The 17,135-nt window shown below is 40.5% G+C and carries 16 protein-coding genes; 13 read left to right on the top strand and 3 right to left on the bottom strand.

Annotated elements, in window-relative coordinates; translation table 11 throughout:
- Positions 1 to 8: 8 nt before the first annotated feature.
- Positions 9 to 1,232 (top strand): DUF3570 domain-containing protein, encoded by a 1,224-nt coding sequence (locus BMX50_RS02640; protein ID WP_091207268.1) that lies wholly within the window; start codon positions 9 to 11, stop codon positions 1,230 to 1,232.
- A gap of 6 nt (positions 1,233 to 1,238) precedes the next feature.
- Complete coding sequence (locus tag BMX50_RS02635) at positions 1,239 to 1,928, top strand: VIT1/CCC1 transporter family protein (protein ID WP_208864625.1); 690 nt, start codon at positions 1,239 to 1,241, stop codon at positions 1,926 to 1,928.
- A 3-nt stretch (positions 1,929 to 1,931) separates the two neighbouring features.
- Here the strand turns inward: BMX50_RS02635 and BMX50_RS02630 are convergent, their stop codons facing one another.
- On the bottom strand, positions 1,932 to 2,594 hold the full coding sequence (locus BMX50_RS02630) for a cytochrome b/b6 domain-containing protein (protein WP_091207263.1): 663 nt from the start codon (positions 2,592 to 2,594) through the stop codon (positions 1,932 to 1,934).
- A 138-nt stretch (positions 2,595 to 2,732) separates the two neighbouring features.
- On the opposite strand from BMX50_RS02630, the gene BMX50_RS02625 reads away from it, so the two are divergent.
- The 4 genes from BMX50_RS02625 (at position 2,733) to mgtA (ending at position 8,240) form a co-directional block, all read left to right on the top strand.
- Positions 2,733 to 3,407, top strand: a complete 675-nt coding sequence (locus tag BMX50_RS02625) for a response regulator transcription factor (protein WP_091207260.1) — start codon at positions 2,733 to 2,735, stop codon at positions 3,405 to 3,407.
- Positions 3,407 to 4,657, top strand: coding sequence for a sensor histidine kinase (locus tag BMX50_RS02620; protein ID WP_091207257.1), 1,251 nt, complete (start codon positions 3,407 to 3,409; stop codon positions 4,655 to 4,657). Before BMX50_RS02625 ends, BMX50_RS02620 begins: the two co-directional genes overlap by 1 nt.
- 116 nt (positions 4,658 to 4,773) lie before the next feature.
- A complete protein-coding gene (locus tag BMX50_RS02615) occupies positions 4,774 to 5,532 on the top strand; it encodes a hypothetical protein (protein WP_091207253.1) in 759 nt (252 codons plus the stop codon).
- A 170-nt stretch (positions 5,533 to 5,702) separates the two neighbouring features.
- Entirely contained in the window at positions 5,703 to 8,240 is a 2,538-nt protein-coding gene (mgtA, locus tag BMX50_RS02610) for a magnesium-translocating P-type ATPase (RefSeq protein ID WP_091207250.1), read from the top strand.
- Between the two features lie 97 nt (positions 8,241 to 8,337).
- On the opposite strand, the gene BMX50_RS02605 is transcribed toward mgtA, so the two are convergent.
- Positions 8,338 to 9,213: a universal stress protein gene (locus BMX50_RS02605; protein WP_167667787.1), complete on the bottom strand. Its 876-nt coding sequence runs from the start codon at positions 9,211 to 9,213 to the stop codon at positions 8,338 to 8,340.
- A gap of 152 nt (positions 9,214 to 9,365) precedes the next feature.
- Between BMX50_RS02605 and BMX50_RS02600 the strand changes: the two genes are divergently transcribed.
- The 5 genes from BMX50_RS02600 (at position 9,366) to BMX50_RS02580 (ending at position 14,632) form a co-directional block, all read left to right on the top strand.
- Positions 9,366 to 10,190, top strand: coding sequence for a universal stress protein (locus BMX50_RS02600; protein WP_091207244.1), 825 nt, complete (start codon positions 9,366 to 9,368; stop codon positions 10,188 to 10,190).
- A gap of 111 nt (positions 10,191 to 10,301) precedes the next feature.
- Positions 10,302 to 11,645 carry a L,D-transpeptidase scaffold domain-containing protein gene (locus tag BMX50_RS02595; protein ID WP_091207241.1) on the top strand — a complete coding sequence of 448 codons (1,344 nt, stop codon included), beginning with the start codon at positions 10,302 to 10,304 and terminating at the stop codon, positions 11,643 to 11,645.
- 25 nt (positions 11,646 to 11,670) lie between these two features.
- Positions 11,671 to 12,549: a universal stress protein gene (locus tag BMX50_RS02590; protein WP_091207238.1), complete on the top strand. Its 879-nt coding sequence runs from the start codon at positions 11,671 to 11,673 to the stop codon at positions 12,547 to 12,549.
- Between the two features lie 13 nt (positions 12,550 to 12,562).
- Positions 12,563 to 13,822, top strand: coding sequence for a glutamyl-tRNA reductase (hemA, locus tag BMX50_RS02585; protein ID WP_143065065.1), 1,260 nt, complete (start codon positions 12,563 to 12,565; stop codon positions 13,820 to 13,822).
- Between the two features lie 78 nt (positions 13,823 to 13,900).
- On the top strand, positions 13,901 to 14,632 hold the full coding sequence (locus tag BMX50_RS02580; RefSeq protein ID WP_091207232.1) for an LOG family protein: 732 nt from the start codon (positions 13,901 to 13,903) through the stop codon (positions 14,630 to 14,632).
- Positions 14,633 to 14,928: 296 nt separating this feature from the next.
- Here the strand turns inward: BMX50_RS02580 and BMX50_RS02575 are convergent, their stop codons facing one another.
- A complete protein-coding gene (locus tag BMX50_RS02575) occupies positions 14,929 to 15,789 on the bottom strand; it encodes a universal stress protein (protein ID WP_091207229.1) in 861 nt (286 codons plus the stop codon).
- Positions 15,790 to 16,011: 222 nt separating this feature from the next.
- On the opposite strand from BMX50_RS02575, the gene BMX50_RS02570 reads away from it, so the two are divergent.
- Positions 16,012 to 16,443: an Hsp20/alpha crystallin family protein gene (locus BMX50_RS02570; protein WP_091207226.1), complete on the top strand. Its 432-nt coding sequence runs from the start codon at positions 16,012 to 16,014 to the stop codon at positions 16,441 to 16,443.
- A 74-nt stretch (positions 16,444 to 16,517) separates the two neighbouring features.
- The gene (locus BMX50_RS02565; RefSeq protein ID WP_091207223.1) at positions 16,518 to 17,096 is read left to right on the top strand and encodes an HdeD family acid-resistance protein; all 579 of its coding nucleotides are present in this window, start codon (positions 16,518 to 16,520) and stop codon (positions 17,094 to 17,096) included.
- Positions 17,097 to 17,135 lie beyond the last annotated feature (39 nt).

Below are 17,135 nucleotides of genomic sequence, written 5' to 3'. Positions count from 1 at the left end.
TGCCGGAAATGAGAAAAATATATTTATGCGTTGCCGCTTTGTATTTAGGGATAGTTGCCGCGCATGCGCAAACTAAAACCTTGCCCGTTAAAGATAGCAGCAATTACCAGGCACGTAAACTTAAAATTGATGAAATTAACATTGTATCAGCTTATTACCATCAGGATGGCAACAACTCTGCTGTTACAGGAGGTATTGGTACCGAAAAACTGACTGATTTTGCTAATACCTTTGATCTGCAATTATCAAAATATGGTGTAGGAGGAAATAAGCACACTTTTACTTTTGAATTGGGCGTTGACCATTATACGTCGGCCTCTTCGGATAAGATCGATCCTTATAGTGTTTCTTCGGCCTCCAGACAGGACACCCGTGTTTATCCCTCACTAAATTGGACGGTATCTAACGATAAAACGGGAAACGCATTTGGCTTAACCGGATCTTATTCACACGAGTTTGATTATCAGTCTTTCGGCGGAGGGATTAACCTAACCCGAGTATCAAAAGATAAAAACACGCAGTTTGATTTTAAGGGACAGGTGTTCCTTGATACCTGGAAAGTTATATTGCCGGTTGAATTACGACCGCCTGGATATGGATCAGGGTCAGACAGGGATGGACGGGGTAACGTGGACCATAGTCCCCGCAATTCATTTAGTACATCATTTTCAATTTCGCAGGTGCTGAGCACGCGTTTACAGGCTTTGTTTATTATCGAGCCGTCCTACCAGCATGGTTTATTGGCAACAAAATATCAACGTGATTATTTTACCGATGGATCTGAAAGGGTTGAAAACCTGCCGGGCAGCCGTTATAAACTTCCCATTGCGGTAAGGTTCAATTATTTCCTGGACGACCATTTCGTGATCAGAACGTTTTACAGGTATTACATGGACAATTGGGGGATCCGGGCGCACACAGCCGAATTAGAGATACCCATAAAGCTAACCTCTTTTGTATCGGTAAGTCCCTATTACCGGTATAATAATCAGCAGGGTACACGCTACTTTGCACCTTATGGGCAACATGATCCAACAGCTGTATATTATACCAGCGATTACGACTTGTCAACACTTCATAGTAATTTTGTTGGCGCCAATATCAGGTTATCACCACCAACTGGTGTATTTGGATGGCAGCATTTCAATTCGCTGGAGATCAGGGCAGGGCATTATATGCGCTCAACGGGCTTAAACTCAAATATTGTAACTTTAGCAATGAAGTTTAAATAAATTATTATGCATCGCGAACATCATGTAACAAGTTCAGAAACCATCAGGGATATCGTTATCGGTATGTCTGATGGTTTAACCGTACCTTTTGCACTGGCGGCAGGGCTAAGTGGGGCGGTAAGTTCGTCAGCCCTGGTGGTTACGGCGGGTATTGCCGAAATAGTGGCCGGATCTATTGCCATGGGTTTGGGCGGATATCTTGCCGGACGAACAGAAGTCGATCACTATCAATCTGAGTTGAAGCGCGAATATGATGAAGTTGAGCGTGTGCCCGACCAGGAGAAGGCAGAAGTAAAGAAAGTATTTGCGAGCTTCGGCCTTTCAAAGCATCTTCAGGATGAGATTGCAGATGAACTGGCGAAAGATAAGACCCAATGGGTTGAATTTATGATGCGTTATGAACTGGGCCTGGAAGAACCTGATGCAAACCGCGCTACCCAAAGCGCCATCACTATAGGCATTTCCTATATCGTAGGAGGTATCATCCCGCTTTCGCCCTATATTATTATTCATGAGGCGCAAGAGGCACTTTATTACTCATGCGGGGTAACGATAATTTGCTTGTTTATTTTTGGCTATTTTAAAAGTAAAATGACCGGCCAGCCTGCGTTAAGCGGCGCATTAAAAGTAGTAATTATTGGGGCTCTTGCCGCAGGGGCCGCATTTACTATGGCAAAGCTGATTACTGGTAAATAATGTTTATTTATTATTACCGCCGTTTATCATGTCTGAAACAATGCCCTTGTCATCTTTCCTTTCAGCCAAAAATACGCCAGCCAAATGTACAAGTATAAATGAGATAATCAGGTACATGCAAAATCCGTGAACTTCTTTAACACTATGCCTGATAGATTTAAATGGTGCTAAAAGATCTTCAAATGCCAGGAATAAACCCGTTAGGGCCATTATAATAAGTAAGATATAGAATAACGCATAAATGGCTTTCACTGTAAGCTCATGTTTGGCAAGTTCACGCTCTTTTTTGGTGGAATGAAACTGACGGTAAAGTTCTTTTATCCGGCGGATGAATTTTTGGTCAGTTAGTTGAAAAAGCTCCAGGATGAGCCTGAACAGCAATAGGCCGACTAATACATAACCAAACCAGGTATGTATGCTCCAAACGCTATCTCCGAGAGCGTGTGCAACCGAGCCTGATTGATCGTCGGTTATGGTAGCACCTTGGGCTTTCAGTTGCGTTTTAATTATGTTTGTTATAGTCCTTTTGTCGGTGATAGTAGAATTGATCAAAACGGTAATTAATGAACCACTAATAACGATTGTGTTTGCCCAATGCCAAAAACGCAGAGGGGCAGAGTATACCCGATGGATAAGGCTCTCATGATTAGGTTGGATTATTGCCATAGTTTTTTGACTGGAACAGGATTTGTTATATCCTCACTTAAAATGTTTGTAAATTAACTGATGATTTTGAAGCAAGTCTGTAGTTTGTGACACTTCAGCTTCTCTTCAGTTTCCATATTTAAATTTGATCAAAAAGCTTTGAAAATCCTGGTAATAGAAGACGAGCAAGGTTTACGCGAAAACATCACAAGTTATTTGAATGTAGATGGCAATATCTGTGAAAGCTGTAGCACATTAACTACGTCACTGCAAAAACTTTCTGACTATGACTATGACTGTGTTTTGCTCGATATTGGCTTGCCCGATGGAGAAGGGTTTGGCGTGCTTGAATACCTGAGCATCAAACAAAAAACCGAAGCTGTTTTGATCATCTCGGCCCGAAACTCGCTCGATGATAAATTAAAAGGGCTTAACATCGGCGCCGACGATTACCTGACAAAACCCTTTCATTTAGCCGAGTTAAAAGCCCGGTTGATGGCTGTGTACCGCCGAAAAGCTTTCAATACAAGTAATAAATTGGTTTTCAATGAAATTTCTGTTGATATGCAGGGACGTACAGTTGAAATTAATCAAACCCCGATTATCCTGACCAGGAAAGAGTATGATATGTTACTTTATTTCATGGCCAACAAAGGAAAAGTAATCTCCAAAAATGCCATTGCCGAACACCTTTGGGGAGATGAAATGGATATGTATGATAGTTTTGATTTTATATACACGCATATAAAAAATCTCAGACGGAAAATTCTGGAGGTTGGGGGGAGGGATTATTTGACGTCTATATATGGTATGGGTTATAAATTTACCGATTGATGAAGCTGTCACAGCATTATACCCGGACGAGTGTTTATGCCACGCTGACTGTTTTAGTGATAGGAGCAGTTATTTATTACTTTGCCATTAATTACATTGGCACACAGCAACTTGACCGGGCGCTGCAACAGCAGTTAACGGAGGCAGAAGAGTATATCAGGAGCAACGATGGCAACCCGCAGCTATATGACCTTGACCGTGATCATGCTGTGTTTGTTAAAACTAATAGACAACTGTTACTGAAGCGTTTTTTTGATACAACGTATTTTAATCCAAAAGAACAACGAAGCGAAGCAGGCAGGGCGGTAGAAGACCTGGTAAAACAAAAAGATAGTAATTACAAGGTTGTGATCACTGTTTCGCGGGCAGGGCAAAAAAATCTTATCGAGCTTATTTCTATCATTACGCTTGCATTGCTGGCCGGTTTACTTGCAGTACTTTTTGTTATCAATAAATACATGTTAAATGGCCTTTGGAAACCCTTTCAACTCACCCTGAATGAAATCAAACAGTTTAATATCGCCGACGTTGACCAATTTAAAGGCAAACCAAGTAAAGTTGACGAGTTTACAGAACTTAATGAAGCTATAAGAGAAATGTCTTTAAGGGTAACCCATGATTATCTTAACCTGAAACAATTTACCGAAAACGCATCACATGAAATGATGACCCCGCTGGCTGTTGTTACTACTAAACTGGATACCCTTATACAGGATGAAACATTAAGTGCAGAGCAGTTAGGACAAATAGCCGACATTTATAGCTCAGTAAATAAGTCCAGTCGGCTTAATCAGTCGTTATTGCTATTGGCTAAATTAGAAAATAAACTGGTTACTGAAGAGGAACCAATTAGCCTTGAAACGGTGATTGAAACTAAAATACTCCAGTTTCAGGAGCTTATTGAAAAAAAAGAACTTACCATCCGGCATACCCTTTACCCCAGGCAAATAGTGGCCAGTAAATACCTTGTTGATATTTTATTGAATAACCTTTTCAGCAATGCAATCCGGCACAACCTGCCAGGTGGATTCATAACCATTGATCTTAATTTCGACCAGTTATCTATAAAAAACACCGGGGCCGCAAATACATTAAACGGGCCGCAAATTTTTGAGCGTTTTCAAAAAGGCAAGGACTCACAGGGTGCCGGATTAGGCTTAACATTGGTTAAAAATATCTGCCAGTTATATGGCTATACCATTCATTATGAGTACGAGACCGGTTGGCATAAATTTGTTTTTACTTTTTAAGCCCGTCGCTGTTTTGTCACGTTTTTTATACACAGGGATCAACTACAATTTTGCTTCAGATTACCGCAATAGCTTAGCACGAATACAATTTGTATACGTTTTAAAGCTCAATATCGATGAAATACGTTTGCTTGCTGATCCTTACATTTTGCGTCCTCAAACTAAAAGCACAGGATAACTATGAGATTCAGGTTTATGGCTCAGAAACTGTTGAAAAAGGTAGAACCATGGTTGAGCTTCACAGCAATTATACAATAAGCGGTAGTAAAACGGTAGGTAACGGCGAGCTTCCAACAAATCATGTTGAACATGAAACTATTGAGATTACTCATGGTTGGACAACATGGTTTGAAACCGGGTTCTACTTTTTTAATTCAATAGGTGACGGTGGCCGCACCGCTTATGTTGGTTCTCATATAAGGCCCAGGGTAGCAGCACCGGAAAGCTGGAATTGGCCTGTAGGAGTAAGTATCTCAACCGAGTTCGGCTTCCAAAAAGCTGCATTTTCTGCCAATACATCCACGCTGGAAATCAGGCCAATCGTAGATAAAAAATGGAATAAGTTATATATATCCGTGAATCCTACACTGGAAAAGAGTTTCAAGGGGCCTGATCAAAACCGCGGGTTTACCTTTTCACCAAATGTTAAAGGCAGTTATGATGTAACAAAAGTTGTTGCACTTGGGCTGGAATACTATGGCAGTACAGGTCCATTTTTTCATTATGACCCAATTGAGCAACAGGACCACCAATTGTTTGTTGCAACCGACCTGAATGTAGATCCTAAATGGGAGTTTAACGGCGGGGTAGGGTATGGTTTTACGTCAAATTCAGACAGGGCTATTTTGAAGATCATTGTAGGTCGCCGGTTTTAATAGAATTTTAAAGCGTACAGAATTAACCCGTAGATCAACGCGTATTCTTTTATACTGAGTTGATCAAATAATGACGCAGATCATTTGCTGTGTTGATGCGGGTCAACATAATATCCGGCGATATGGGCTTAATTTGACAGGTATTTCCAAAACCTCTTCGGCCCAAACCAATGGAACATAAAAACAATCAATTAAATACCTTCTGGCAGCTTACGCAAGATGACGCATTGCACTTGCTTGACACTACAGTTACAGGGCTTAGTTCATCGCATGCTATCGAAAGGCTTGAACAATACGGTGCCAATACATTAAAAAAAGCAAGCAAATTCAACAATCTGGTATTGTTACTCTCTCAATTTAAAAGCCCTGTAACATTATTACTTATAGCCGCAGCATTACTATCTGCTGGTTTAGGTGACATGGCTGATACTTTAATTATCATAGGTATAGTGCTTGTCAGTAGTATTTTGGGGTTTTGGCAGGAGAGGGGAGCTGCCGGCGCCGTTAATGAATTGTTGAAAATGGTCCAATTGCATTGCACCGTACTGCGTAATGGCAAAAAAACAGAGCTTGAGGTAACAGGTGTGGTTCCCGGGGATGTTATCTGTTTATCGGCCGGGGATATTGTGCCTGCCGATTGCCTGATCATAGAATCAGAAGCCTTGTTTGTTGATGAAGCATCATTTACCGGCGAAACCTATCCGGTTGAAAAAAATCCTGGTATTGAACGCGCTAACACACCTTTAGCCAGGCGCAACAATTGTCTTTTCATGGGCTCGAGTGTCGTGAGCGGCATCGGAAAAGCGCTTATAGTACAAACAGGGCGAAATACAGAATTTGGGAAAATATCAAATGATTTGTTATTGAAAGCGCCAGAAACCGATTTTGAAAGAGGGATAAGAAAATTTGGATATATGCTAATGGAAATCACTCTTTTGTTGGTGTTGGTGATCTTTGCGATAAACGTATTACTGCATAAACTGGTGCTTGATTCCTTTTTGTTTTCGCTTGCTTTGGCTGTTGGGCTTACTCCTCAGCTTCTACCTGCAATTATCACTGTTAATCTTTCATCCGGCGCCCGAAGAATGGCCAAACAAAAGGTGATTGTAAAGCGCCTTAGCGCTATAGAAAATTTTGGCAGCATGAATATATTATGCTCTGATAAAACCGGCACTATTACCGAGGGAAAAGTCAATTTAAAAGATACACTGGATTTTAGGGGCGAGCACAACGATAAGGTGTTTACCTATGCCTGGCTCAATGCCAGATCCCAGCAGGGTTTTGTAAACCCCATAGATGTTGCTATTTGCTCAGCCGGTATCGGACAAAAACACGTAGAACCCTTTTCTGTAATTACTGAAATTCCATATGATTTTATCCGTAAGCGGCTCACCGTACAATTGAAAAGCCAGGCCGCTAACCTGGCTATCACCAAGGGTGCGTTAAGTGTAATTCTTGATATCTGTAGCCGGGTTGAAGTGTCTGAAAGTGTTATTGAAGATATCGGAGATCGTAAGCAGGCTATTTTAGATCTTTATCACAAATTAAGCGATTTGGGGCTCCGAACGCTGGGGGTTGCCTATAAAGAAGTGGCCGATGACCAGGTTTTTACAAGGGATAATGAAAATAATATGGTATTCCTTGGATTTGTAACACTGTTTGACCCACCCCGGGCGGGCATGCTTCAAACAATTGAAACCCTGCAAAACCTTGGTATAAAGCTAAAAATAATTACGGGTGATAATGCGCCGGTGGCCCTTAATCTTGCCCAGCAAATCGGTTTTCAATCAGTTCGGATACTTACAGGTCAGCAAATGCGCAATATGAGTAATTCTGCGCTTCGGCATAGCGCACCGCTTACCGATATTTTTGCTGAGGTTGAACCAAGCCAAAAAGAGCGGATTATAAGCATACTAAAAAAAGCAGGAAATGTTGTTGGTTTTATGGGCGACGGAATAAATGATGCCCCCGCGCTGCATACTGCCGACGTAGGTATTTCTGTAAATTCTGCTGTTGACGTAGCTAAGGAGGCGGCTGACATAGTACTGTTGAACCAGGATCTCAATGTATTAATCAATGGTGTTACGGAAGGCCGTAAAACTTTCACCAATACCATGAAGTATATTTTTATGGCTACCAGTGCCAATTTTGGCAATATGTTCAGTATGGCTGGTGCATCGTTGTTTTTACCATTTTTGCCATTGTTGCCAAAACAAATATTACTCACTAATCTGTTAACCGATTTTCCTGAGATGACTATTTCTTCGGACAAGGTGGACGATATTAACGTTAAAACACCTCAACGCTGGGACCTCCGCTTTATTCAGCGTTTCATGATTGTTTTTGGTTTACTGAGTTCGGTTTTTGATTACCTCACTTTTGCGGTGCTCATTTTCGTGCTACATGCCAATGAAAAGGTTTTTCAAACCGGTTGGTTCACCGAATCGGTGATTTCAGCTATTTTGATTGTACTGGTAGTGCGTACACGTTTGTCATTTATGAAAAGCCTGCCGGGTAAATATTTATCATTGGTAACTACCGGCATAATGTGCCTGGTATTGGCTATTCCATTTTCACCCTTTGCAGCAATGTTTGGTTTTATAACACTATCATGGAAGTATTATGTGTTGATGATGGGCACAGTAATAGCGTACATCTTATCAGCCGAACTTGCGAAGCAATGGTTTTATAAACGAATTGCTAAGTAACTATTTATTTGCATGCCCCGAAGTTTTAAGCAGGAACAACTAGATTATTTCGCGGGCAGCGTTTGAAAGTATGCTGCCAGCTTACCCGATGATATAGTTAATTTACCCGGGCATTGAATATTAATATAGGCACATTTACATTTTTAGTCATTTCAAGCGTGTGGCTGCCCTTAAATAAACGTTTTATAAAACCCAAATGATGATGCACCATAGCCAGCATATCCACATGCTCTTCTACGCAAAGTGTTGCAAGCTCATTTTCAATTTCTTTAGATCTCAGAATTTTGGTGCTCAATAAATCGTTTTTGTTTTTTAATGCCATGGTGTTCAATATTTCCTGCATAAATCGTTCATTGAGAGCGAAGTAATTATCGTGCTCGTCAACTGTTGTTAATAGTATTTCGGCATTAAGCGCTTCTGTCAGTTTGGTTAATGATTCAATAGCCTCAATGTCATCTTTAGTTGATGTCAGATCGGTGGCGAACGCTATCCGCCTGATATCGTTGAACCTGGCGGCGGGAGGAACAAGCAACAGGGGAAGGTCCAGATTATTCACCATGCTTTTCATGTTGTTGCCTTGCAAAAAGGTATTTAATCGGTCTTTATCATGTGTGCCGGCCACAATCATAGCAACGTTATTGGTGGATGAAAGGAATTTTATTACGCTGCACAAATTGCCAAAAGAACTATTAACAGATATTTGAGGGCTAAACCCATTTTCTTTACGAAGAGTACCCCGCCAGGTTTCCAATTGGCTCTTCAAAAGGTTTAGCATGTTGGTGCTTTCTTCGCTCAGCATATCATATTCTTCAACCGGCCAGCCAACAGTGTAAGGACTTGGAATTTCTGAAGGCAACAGATAAGCATTGCACAATAGTAAATTGGCTTTTAGGCTCATTGCAAGTTTTAATGCAAAATGTGCGGCGTGTGTCGCATTAGGGGAGAAATCGGTGAGTGCAATAACGGTTTTCATGATCCGGTAATTTTTAAGGTAAAAATGCGATACCCGCGGCAGGAAAAGCATGATGAAAATCATATAAATAGTTGATAGTCATCAGTGAATGAGGTTTTACAGATAGCTTATTTTGCAGATGTTACCCGGTTATTCACCTAAAAAGCATTATTATGAAAACGATCCTTGTAATTGACGATGGTTCCGCATCAGCAAAACATGCGGCACATTTTGCCCTTAGCATGGCTCAGCAGGCAGAAGCAAGTTTGGTGTTGGCACATGTTTATCCGTTAAAACGACCTGCCGTATCCAGGGAACTTCAATTGGCTGGCCAAAACATACCCGAATATGACATTACTGAACCAACGCAAGATCTTTCGGCTCAACTCAAATTGGTAGCAACAGGTGCTTTTGTGCCCCCAATTGATGAATTTGACGCGTTGCTTGATACTGAAGCGCAATTAATCTCTTACATCAATAAAAATAATATCTGGCTGGTAATAAAAGGGGCGACGAAACCTGGACCTTTTGACACGGAAATAAAAATTCAGTCGGTTTTAAATAGGATCACATGCCCGTTGATGCTAATCCCTGAAAAATATGACAGGCAGGGTTTTAAACAAGTTATTTATATCGCTGACTTAAGGTATTGCCGGTTAAGTGTGCTGCATTACCTTGCCGCGCTGGCCCGGCCATATAAAGCCAATTTGTTGCTCACACACCTGTCGGCAAAAGGATTGCCCCATATTGAACAAAACTATGCGCTCAGCCTATTCAATGACGAAATAAGTACAAGGGTTAATTACGAACAATTGCATTTTAATAATACGAGGGAACGGGATGTTACCCGGGCAGTTGACGTTATGACACACACTATGAATGCCGATCTGCTGGCCGTTGTTCATCATCGTTTTCATTGCGAAGAATTGGCTGCAGAAAGCAACGGTAGTTCTGTGCCTGTTCAGATAACTATTCCGGTTATTGTCTTTCCTTATTGAATTTCAGGTGGTTATGGTTTATTCGGGTGTTAAGGATCAATCGGATTAGTGACGGCCGTCACTAATTTAACAATTGGTGCGTTGCAACTTTACATTATTAAAAAAGATGTTATGAAAACAGGAGAGATGAATAACGCGGTTATTAAAAGAATTGTAATTTTTCTTTTTATCTCATGCATTTTTACTGCTGCCAATGTTAAGGCCAGGGGCTTAGCAATTTTAAGAACCGATACTTCGGTAAAAGCGGAGATAATCAGGCAACTGAATGACAAGGCGGTTAATAGCGGGTTATATTTCCCTTCGTCAACAAAGCGTTTTTATCTTAAGCGTAACTTTGCACCTATTTGGACATTAGAACAAAAAGACCAGAATAAAACCTGGGCCGCCATGCTGCTGGTTGATTGTGTATTACAGTTTGGTTTAAGGCACGAGGATTATCACCCGAAAGACTTACTGTACCCACTACTTCATAAAATACTTGAACAGCCCGAAAAAATAAGCAACAGCCAAAAAGCCCGGTTTGAAATACTGCTTACAGATGCCATGCTTACCTTCATGAATAACCTGCATTTCGGCAAATTAAACCCATATTATTCACCTGCAAAAATTGATAGGGAAACTGTAAATGGTTTCAATGGCAGCGATATTTTAGCTAATGCGCTCAACCAACCTGCCTTTATGGACGCGATAGTAAAAGTGCAGCCAACTAATGAAGATTATAAGACTTTTCAGCATCAGTTACACATGATAAAAGGGGTTTATGAAGGCGATTGCTATGAAACACCTGAAGCCGACGTGAGGAAAATAGCTGTCAATATGGAAAGGCTGCGATGGGCCGAAATCAATGACAGTATTTATATCCAGGTCAACATTCCTACTTATTCATTAAAACTGGTACGGCCGGATACGACATTTAACTTCAAAGTTATTGTGGGAAAACGTGCGGCGCCAACTCCATTAATGGTTAGTATGCTTACAGATTTTGCAACTTCGGCAGGACCTCGGGTTATAAAAAACAAGAGCCGGGATAAATTTAATTCCGGAAATTTTTCATTCAAAGCCGCTACACCTAACGAAAAAAAAGGGGCATATATATACTTTATGCCAGGCAATAAAGCAGGTATTGAACTACAGGGAGTATCAGATAAAAGTTTATTCGGCAAAGGGGGAAGGGCAGCAAGTGACGGAGCTATAAAGATTGAGCGGGGGGAGGAGCTTGCAAAGCAATTACTGATAACAGGCGGTGATAAAAATGATATGAAATTGGTTCACCGCGCTCTGATGAACCGGGAAGTTAAGGTTTTCCCGTTAAAAAAGCCCATCCCAATCAGGATCACCTACATTACAGCGGCTATTGTAGACGGTCAGATTGTTAAATACAATGATGTTTACAATTTGGATAGCGTGATTGAAAACATGCTTTATGATATTAAGCCTAACAATAAAACTAAATGATCATATTATTAATAATTGTTAAGTTATGAAAACGATCTTAGTACCAACTGATTTTTCAGCTCCTGCTCACAATGCGGCAAGCTATGCTTTAAACCTTGCAAAAAATATAAGGACCGGGGTAACCTTGTGCCATGCTATTAAAGTGCCATCGGAGGCGCCCATGGCGGCGCAGGTTCCCTGGCCACTGGAGGATTATGCCTCTTTGAAGGAAGAAGCGGACCAGGAACTGAAGCACTTGTCGGTAACTTTACGACATGAAGTCCCTTTTGAGAAAATAGCCTCTGGTCACGAATTTATCGGCACCCATAGCGCTACCGGTGAAGTAACCGATGTGATAAGAAACACATTTGAAGAACAAAAATGTGTAATGGTTGTAATGGGAATGTCGGGAGAGGGAGCTGTAAGCAGGTTCTTTTTAGGGAGTAATACCCAGGAGATCATTAATAAATCAACATTCCCCGTACTGCTGATCCCGGCGGAGGCCCGTTTTCGTCCGATATTTAAAATAGCGTTTGCTACTGATTTGAGTAGGGGAGATATCGAACTGATCCATTCGGTAGCAAGCCTGGCTTACTATTTCAACGCCGAGTTGTTAATAACCCATATTACCGACGACAAATTTGAAACAGGTGATGATAAACAAAAAGTTGATGAATTTTTAAAAGAGGTTACCTGTAAAGCCAATTATCCCAAAATCTATTACAAGCACATAAAAAGTATAGATGTAATGCATGGACTCGACTGGCTTTGTGAACACGGTGTAATTGATATGCTGGTTATGGTACACCGGAGGCTAAGCCCCCTTGGACAGCTTTTAGGTTTTAGTTACACTCAAAAGCTTTCACATCATATTGAAATACCCCTGCTAATGCTGCCTGAAGGCCTGCCTGCTGTACACTTTTAACTGAGCGAATATTTTGAAAACAATTAACAGCATGGCGGTTATCCGTAATTTTTATGTCATTGGGATAAGTTACAAAAAAACAGATGCCGATAACAGGGGTAAATTTGCAATAAGCAGCGGGCAATATGAAGTTTTATTAAAAAGGGCAAATGGCTATGGTATCATTTCGGTATTTGTTCTGTCAACATGTAACCGTACCGAGATTTATGGGTTAACAGACAATGCAAACAAGCTTATTGATTTATTATGTAGTGTTACCGTTGGCAAAAAGAATGAATTTGCCGCTTATTGTTATGTGAAAGAGAACGTGAATGGAGTTAGGCATTTATTTAATGTTGCGGCAGGTTTAGACTCACAGATACTGGGTGATTATGAAATTGTTGGGCAGTTGAAACAAGCTGTTAAATTTGCCAAAGAACGTGCCTTTATCGATAGTTTTTTAGAGAAGCTTTACAACACCGTTTTGCAGGCATCGAAGCAGGTTAAAAATCAAACCGGCCTGAGTAAGGGATCTACGTCCGTGTCTTTCGCAACTGTTCAACTCATAAAAAAACATAACCTTTTTAATATTGATAGTAAAATATTGCTCGTGGGCGCCGGAAAAATGGCACGGCTTACATGTAAAAACATAACCGAATGCCTGGGGAAGATTAGGATTACAATAGTTAACCGTTCTGTAGATAAGGCAAGAGAGGTTGCGGCTGAAATGAATGCTGATTACGCAGCTGTTGACGAGCTGAATAGCCTGATAGGATCTTCTGACATTGTCATTGTAGCTACGGGGGCACCTTATCCCATTGTTTTAAAAGGGGACCTTGAATGCCCGGGTAAAAAACTGGTTATAGATTTGTCCATGCCCTATAATGTTGACCCGGAAGCAGCAAAATTGCCTCATATTGATTTAGTTAATATTGATAAGGTATCGCTGATTAATAGTAAAACGTTACAACAAAGACAAGGGGACGTGTGCGCCGCCCAAAAGATCAATGAATACTTTATTGACAAGTTTATGGAGTGGTGTGAAATTCGTAAAAGCCTTTTATTGGTAAATACTATTAAAGGAAAACTAACCACCATTTGTGTAAGTCAATCATTGCTTGCTAATGGTACAGGTAGCTCTATTGTTTTTGAAGAGCAACAAAGGATACAGCAAATTTTGACTGAAACGGCCACAAAAATGAAAAGCTCAAATCAAGCCGGCTGCCATTATCTTGAAGCTTTAAATGATTTTATGTCACCTCAGTTTTCGGTGCAAAAAACCACTCTGATATGATATCTGTCAAATAGGTTATTGATTGAAATCATTTCAAAATTCTGTTATAATCAACAGATTTGATTAAAATAACTTCTTATGGCTAACGATGTAAGCAAATCAGAGATCGCATTCCTGGAAGGTCCCCATTCCCGGTTCAAGGAGTTGCGTTTTACTTTAGAAACCATGTGGGAGTTTATAAAGGGCTTCCGTGCTTTGCATTTTATCGGCCCTTGTATTACCATTTTCGGTTCGGCGAGGTTTAATGAAGATCACCCTTATTATGAGCTTACCCGAAAAGCCGCGGCCGAATTTGCCAAACTTGGGTTTACTATAATGACCGGAGGGGGGCCTGGACTTATGGAAGCAGCCAATCGTGGTGCTAAGGATGTTGGCGGCAAATCGGTAGCCTGTAATATTCAGCTACCAGTGGAGCAGAAACCCAATCGTTACCTCGATAAGTGGGTTTATATGAAGCATTTTTTTATCAGGAAAGTATTGCTGGTCAAATATTCTTTTGCCTTTGTAGTCATGCCGGGCGGTTACGGCACTATGGATGAGTATTTTGAAGCACTTACCCTGATTCAAACCCATAAAATAGAAAACTTTCCCGTTATTATTTTCGGCAAAGCTTATCACAGGGAGCTTGTGGAACATATCAACCTGATGGAGGCGAATGGAACCATTGGGCCCAATGATACAAAATTATACCTGATTACCGATGATATACAAGAAGCAGTTAGCCTGATAGCAGAGAAGAGTATCAAAGCTTTCGGTCTAAAACCAGCTAACCCCATAAAGCCAATGAAATGGTTGCTCGAGCACATTTAAATTATCTGCTGATATTTAACGGGTTCAACAGAGAGGATTTACCGGCTTGAACCGCAATATTGTTAAGCGTTATCTCGAATTAATACAGAATACTATCAATATTGAAAGCCAAATTGAGCCTGGTGCTATTTTTTTAATTAACTCTCTCGCTACACAGTAAGTTGCCAATTGCTGAAAATTGTTTTTTTCTGATAGCTGTTATAATAATGGCTTACAACATTGGAAAAACAGTTAAGTGTTCTAACGTTGTAAGCCTTTGTAGTTGAATAACAGATCATTGATGATGCGGGTACGCATTATACGGTTGTAGGAAAAATAAATAATGGCAGTTTTAAATCTTCGAGAGCATCTTTAGTTGTGCTGTGCTCAAAATAGCGCCTGAAGAATGAATGCTGATGATGAACTACAGCAAGAATATCGGGTTTTACCTCAGCACAATGACGGTGCAGCCTGTCTGCAACATCATGACCTCCAAGGTTTCTGAACGAGATTTTATCATACCCAAATTTGGCTATGTGTTTTTGGAATGCCGCTTCCTTTTCAATCTGTTGCTGCTTGTCCTTAACCTGTTGATTTACGTGTACCACTTCGATGCTAAAATGAAAGGTTTTGCCAAGGTTTATTAAATAGTGTAGGGCCTGGATGTCGGGTTCATCAAAAGTTGTGGCGAATACTACATTTTTAATATCTGCTAAAGCACCATTGGCAGGTATAACAAGTACGGGTTTTTGAGCATGCCTTATTATTTTATTCGTTTCACTGCCAAAAAACAAATGGTCTATTGATGTACTTGATGGTGCGCCCATAGTTATAAATTCGATTTGGTTTTCGTCAATTACCTGTTTTAGGTTGTCTTCCAGGTTTCCATCACCACTTAAACCTTTGAGTGTTGGTTTACGATAGCTTTTATCAATGTCATCGGCAATGTATTGAAGGGCGTTTAGCTGGTGGTCAAGCTTTTTCTTTGTTTCAGTGGTAGCTAAAAAAAACTCTTCATCTACGTAAGGGCCGCCAGAAAAAGTAGAGGCTATAGCTATCGTTTCATAATTATGATACAACAGCATGTTGGCATGTAATTTACCCGCAAGCAACACGGCTGAGTTAGCCGCGTTTACTGAATTATCTGAAAAATCGGTAAGTGCAAGGATAGTTTTCATGATGACAAATTGGTTTAATGTTATTGAAATTGTTTATACAAATTTTTGCATAATAAGTCATGCTGCAAATGATCGTGATCATCAGGAATACTGATATTGGACATCGATTATTCAGCCACTGCAACACTTTGATGTTGAATATCATACCTTATTGTGACGGCCGTCATGTTACGTTAAATGGTTTGTTTCCAATTTTGCATTATAAACTTAATACATACCGCTATGTCAACATTAGTAAAATCAAACAGCACCCCTTCATTACGTTCGATGATGGAAGATTTTTGGAACAACGACCGGTTTTTTACACTCCCTTTTTTAAATCAGGAATTATTGCCCGCGGTAAACATTCGTGATACAAAGGATAATTATGAGCTTGAAGTTGCCGCTCCGGGTTTTAAAAAAGATGATTTTAATATCAGTACCGAAAATGGCTTGTTAACTATAAGTGCGGAAACCAGCGAGGAACATAACGAAGAAAAGAAAAATTATACCCGTAAGGAGTTTTCTAATACTTCGTTTACCCGCACTTTTCGCTTGCCGGACAATGTGGACAACGAGCATATCAAAGCAAACTACAATCACGGATTACTGACTATTGATATCCGCAAAACAAAGCAGGACACAACGGAGAAAAGGAAAATTAATATTGACTGATCAAACCACGTTGCGCCTGTGCCTGGTAGCACCGGTGCAACTTTTTCTTTGATCTAAAGCAAAAAAAACAAGCAATGGAAGCAGGAGTTTATAAAAGTGCCATAGTGCCCTCAAGATATTGGGTGTTGATGCTATTATCAGGGATATTACTTTCTATTCTTGGCGTGTGGATCATTTTATCGCCGCTACAGTCCTACTTATCGCTCAGCCTTACGTTTGCGGTAGGCATGATCATAACAGGTTTTTTTGAAGCCATTGTATCCCTCATGAGCATCAGACATATTGAGCGCTGGGGGTGGTTATTGGCAAGCGGGCTCATTGATATTGCTATTGGAAGTTACCTCTTTAGCTATCCTTCAATAACCATGATGTTACTTCCGATTATTATTGGCTTTTGGTTGCTGGTTAGAGGGATAATGGGGATTGGAAGTGCTATCGATATGCGTGCCTACGGTATTTCGAGTTGGGGCTGGATCTTATTTAACAGCCTTGTTGTTGTTTTTTTCTCGGTGGGGATACTTGCCTATCCTGCTTTTGGAATAGCAAATCTGATCATTTGGACCGGGCTTGCTTTTTTAGGGGCTGGAATATTCAGAATTGTTATTTCAATAAAGATAAAGGAAATAAGCCGGCGTGTATCCGGCCATAGGTGACATTGTCATTAGTTTTCTTTCAATAATCAGTAGCCCGGT

It is taken from the genome of Mucilaginibacter gossypiicola (genome assembly GCF_900110105.1).
Lineage (GTDB): Bacteria > Bacteroidota > Bacteroidia > Sphingobacteriales > Sphingobacteriaceae > Mucilaginibacter > Mucilaginibacter gossypiicola.
The sequence above is the reverse complement of the archived record's forward strand: the minus strand, read 5'-3'. Positions and strand labels throughout refer to the sequence as shown.

Bases quoted from the DNA above. Each gene is read 5' to 3' on its own strand.
- BMX50_RS02640 (WP_091207268.1), top strand. From the start codon at position 9: ATGAGAAAAATATATTTATGCGTTGCCGCTTTGTATTTAGGGATAGTT.
- BMX50_RS02635 (WP_208864625.1), top strand. From the start codon at position 1,239: ATGCATCGCGAACATCATGTAACAAGTTCAGAAACCATCAGGGATATC.
- BMX50_RS02630 (WP_091207263.1), bottom strand. From the start codon at position 2,594: ATGGCAATAATCCAACCTAATCATGAGAGCCTTATCCATCGGGTATAC.
- BMX50_RS02620 (WP_091207257.1), top strand. From the start codon at position 3,407: ATGAAGCTGTCACAGCATTATACCCGGACGAGTGTTTATGCCACGCTG.
- BMX50_RS02615 (WP_091207253.1), top strand. From the start codon at position 4,774: ATGAAATACGTTTGCTTGCTGATCCTTACATTTTGCGTCCTCAAACTA.
- mgtA (WP_091207250.1), top strand. From the start codon at position 5,703: ATGGAACATAAAAACAATCAATTAAATACCTTCTGGCAGCTTACGCAA.
- BMX50_RS02605 (WP_167667787.1), bottom strand. From the start codon at position 9,213: ATGAAAACCGTTATTGCACTCACCGATTTCTCCCCTAATGCGACACAC.
- BMX50_RS02600 (WP_091207244.1), top strand. From the start codon at position 9,366: ATGAAAACGATCCTTGTAATTGACGATGGTTCCGCATCAGCAAAACAT.
- BMX50_RS02595 (WP_091207241.1), top strand. From the start codon at position 10,302: ATGAAAACAGGAGAGATGAATAACGCGGTTATTAAAAGAATTGTAATT.
- BMX50_RS02590 (WP_091207238.1), top strand. From the start codon at position 11,671: ATGAAAACGATCTTAGTACCAACTGATTTTTCAGCTCCTGCTCACAAT.
- BMX50_RS02580 (WP_091207232.1), top strand. From the start codon at position 13,901: ATGGCTAACGATGTAAGCAAATCAGAGATCGCATTCCTGGAAGGTCCC.
- BMX50_RS02575 (WP_091207229.1), bottom strand. From the start codon at position 15,789: ATGAAAACTATCCTTGCACTTACCGATTTTTCAGATAATTCAGTAAAC.
- BMX50_RS02570 (WP_091207226.1), top strand. From the start codon at position 16,012: ATGTCAACATTAGTAAAATCAAACAGCACCCCTTCATTACGTTCGATG.
- BMX50_RS02565 (WP_091207223.1), top strand. From the start codon at position 16,518: ATGGAAGCAGGAGTTTATAAAAGTGCCATAGTGCCCTCAAGATATTGG.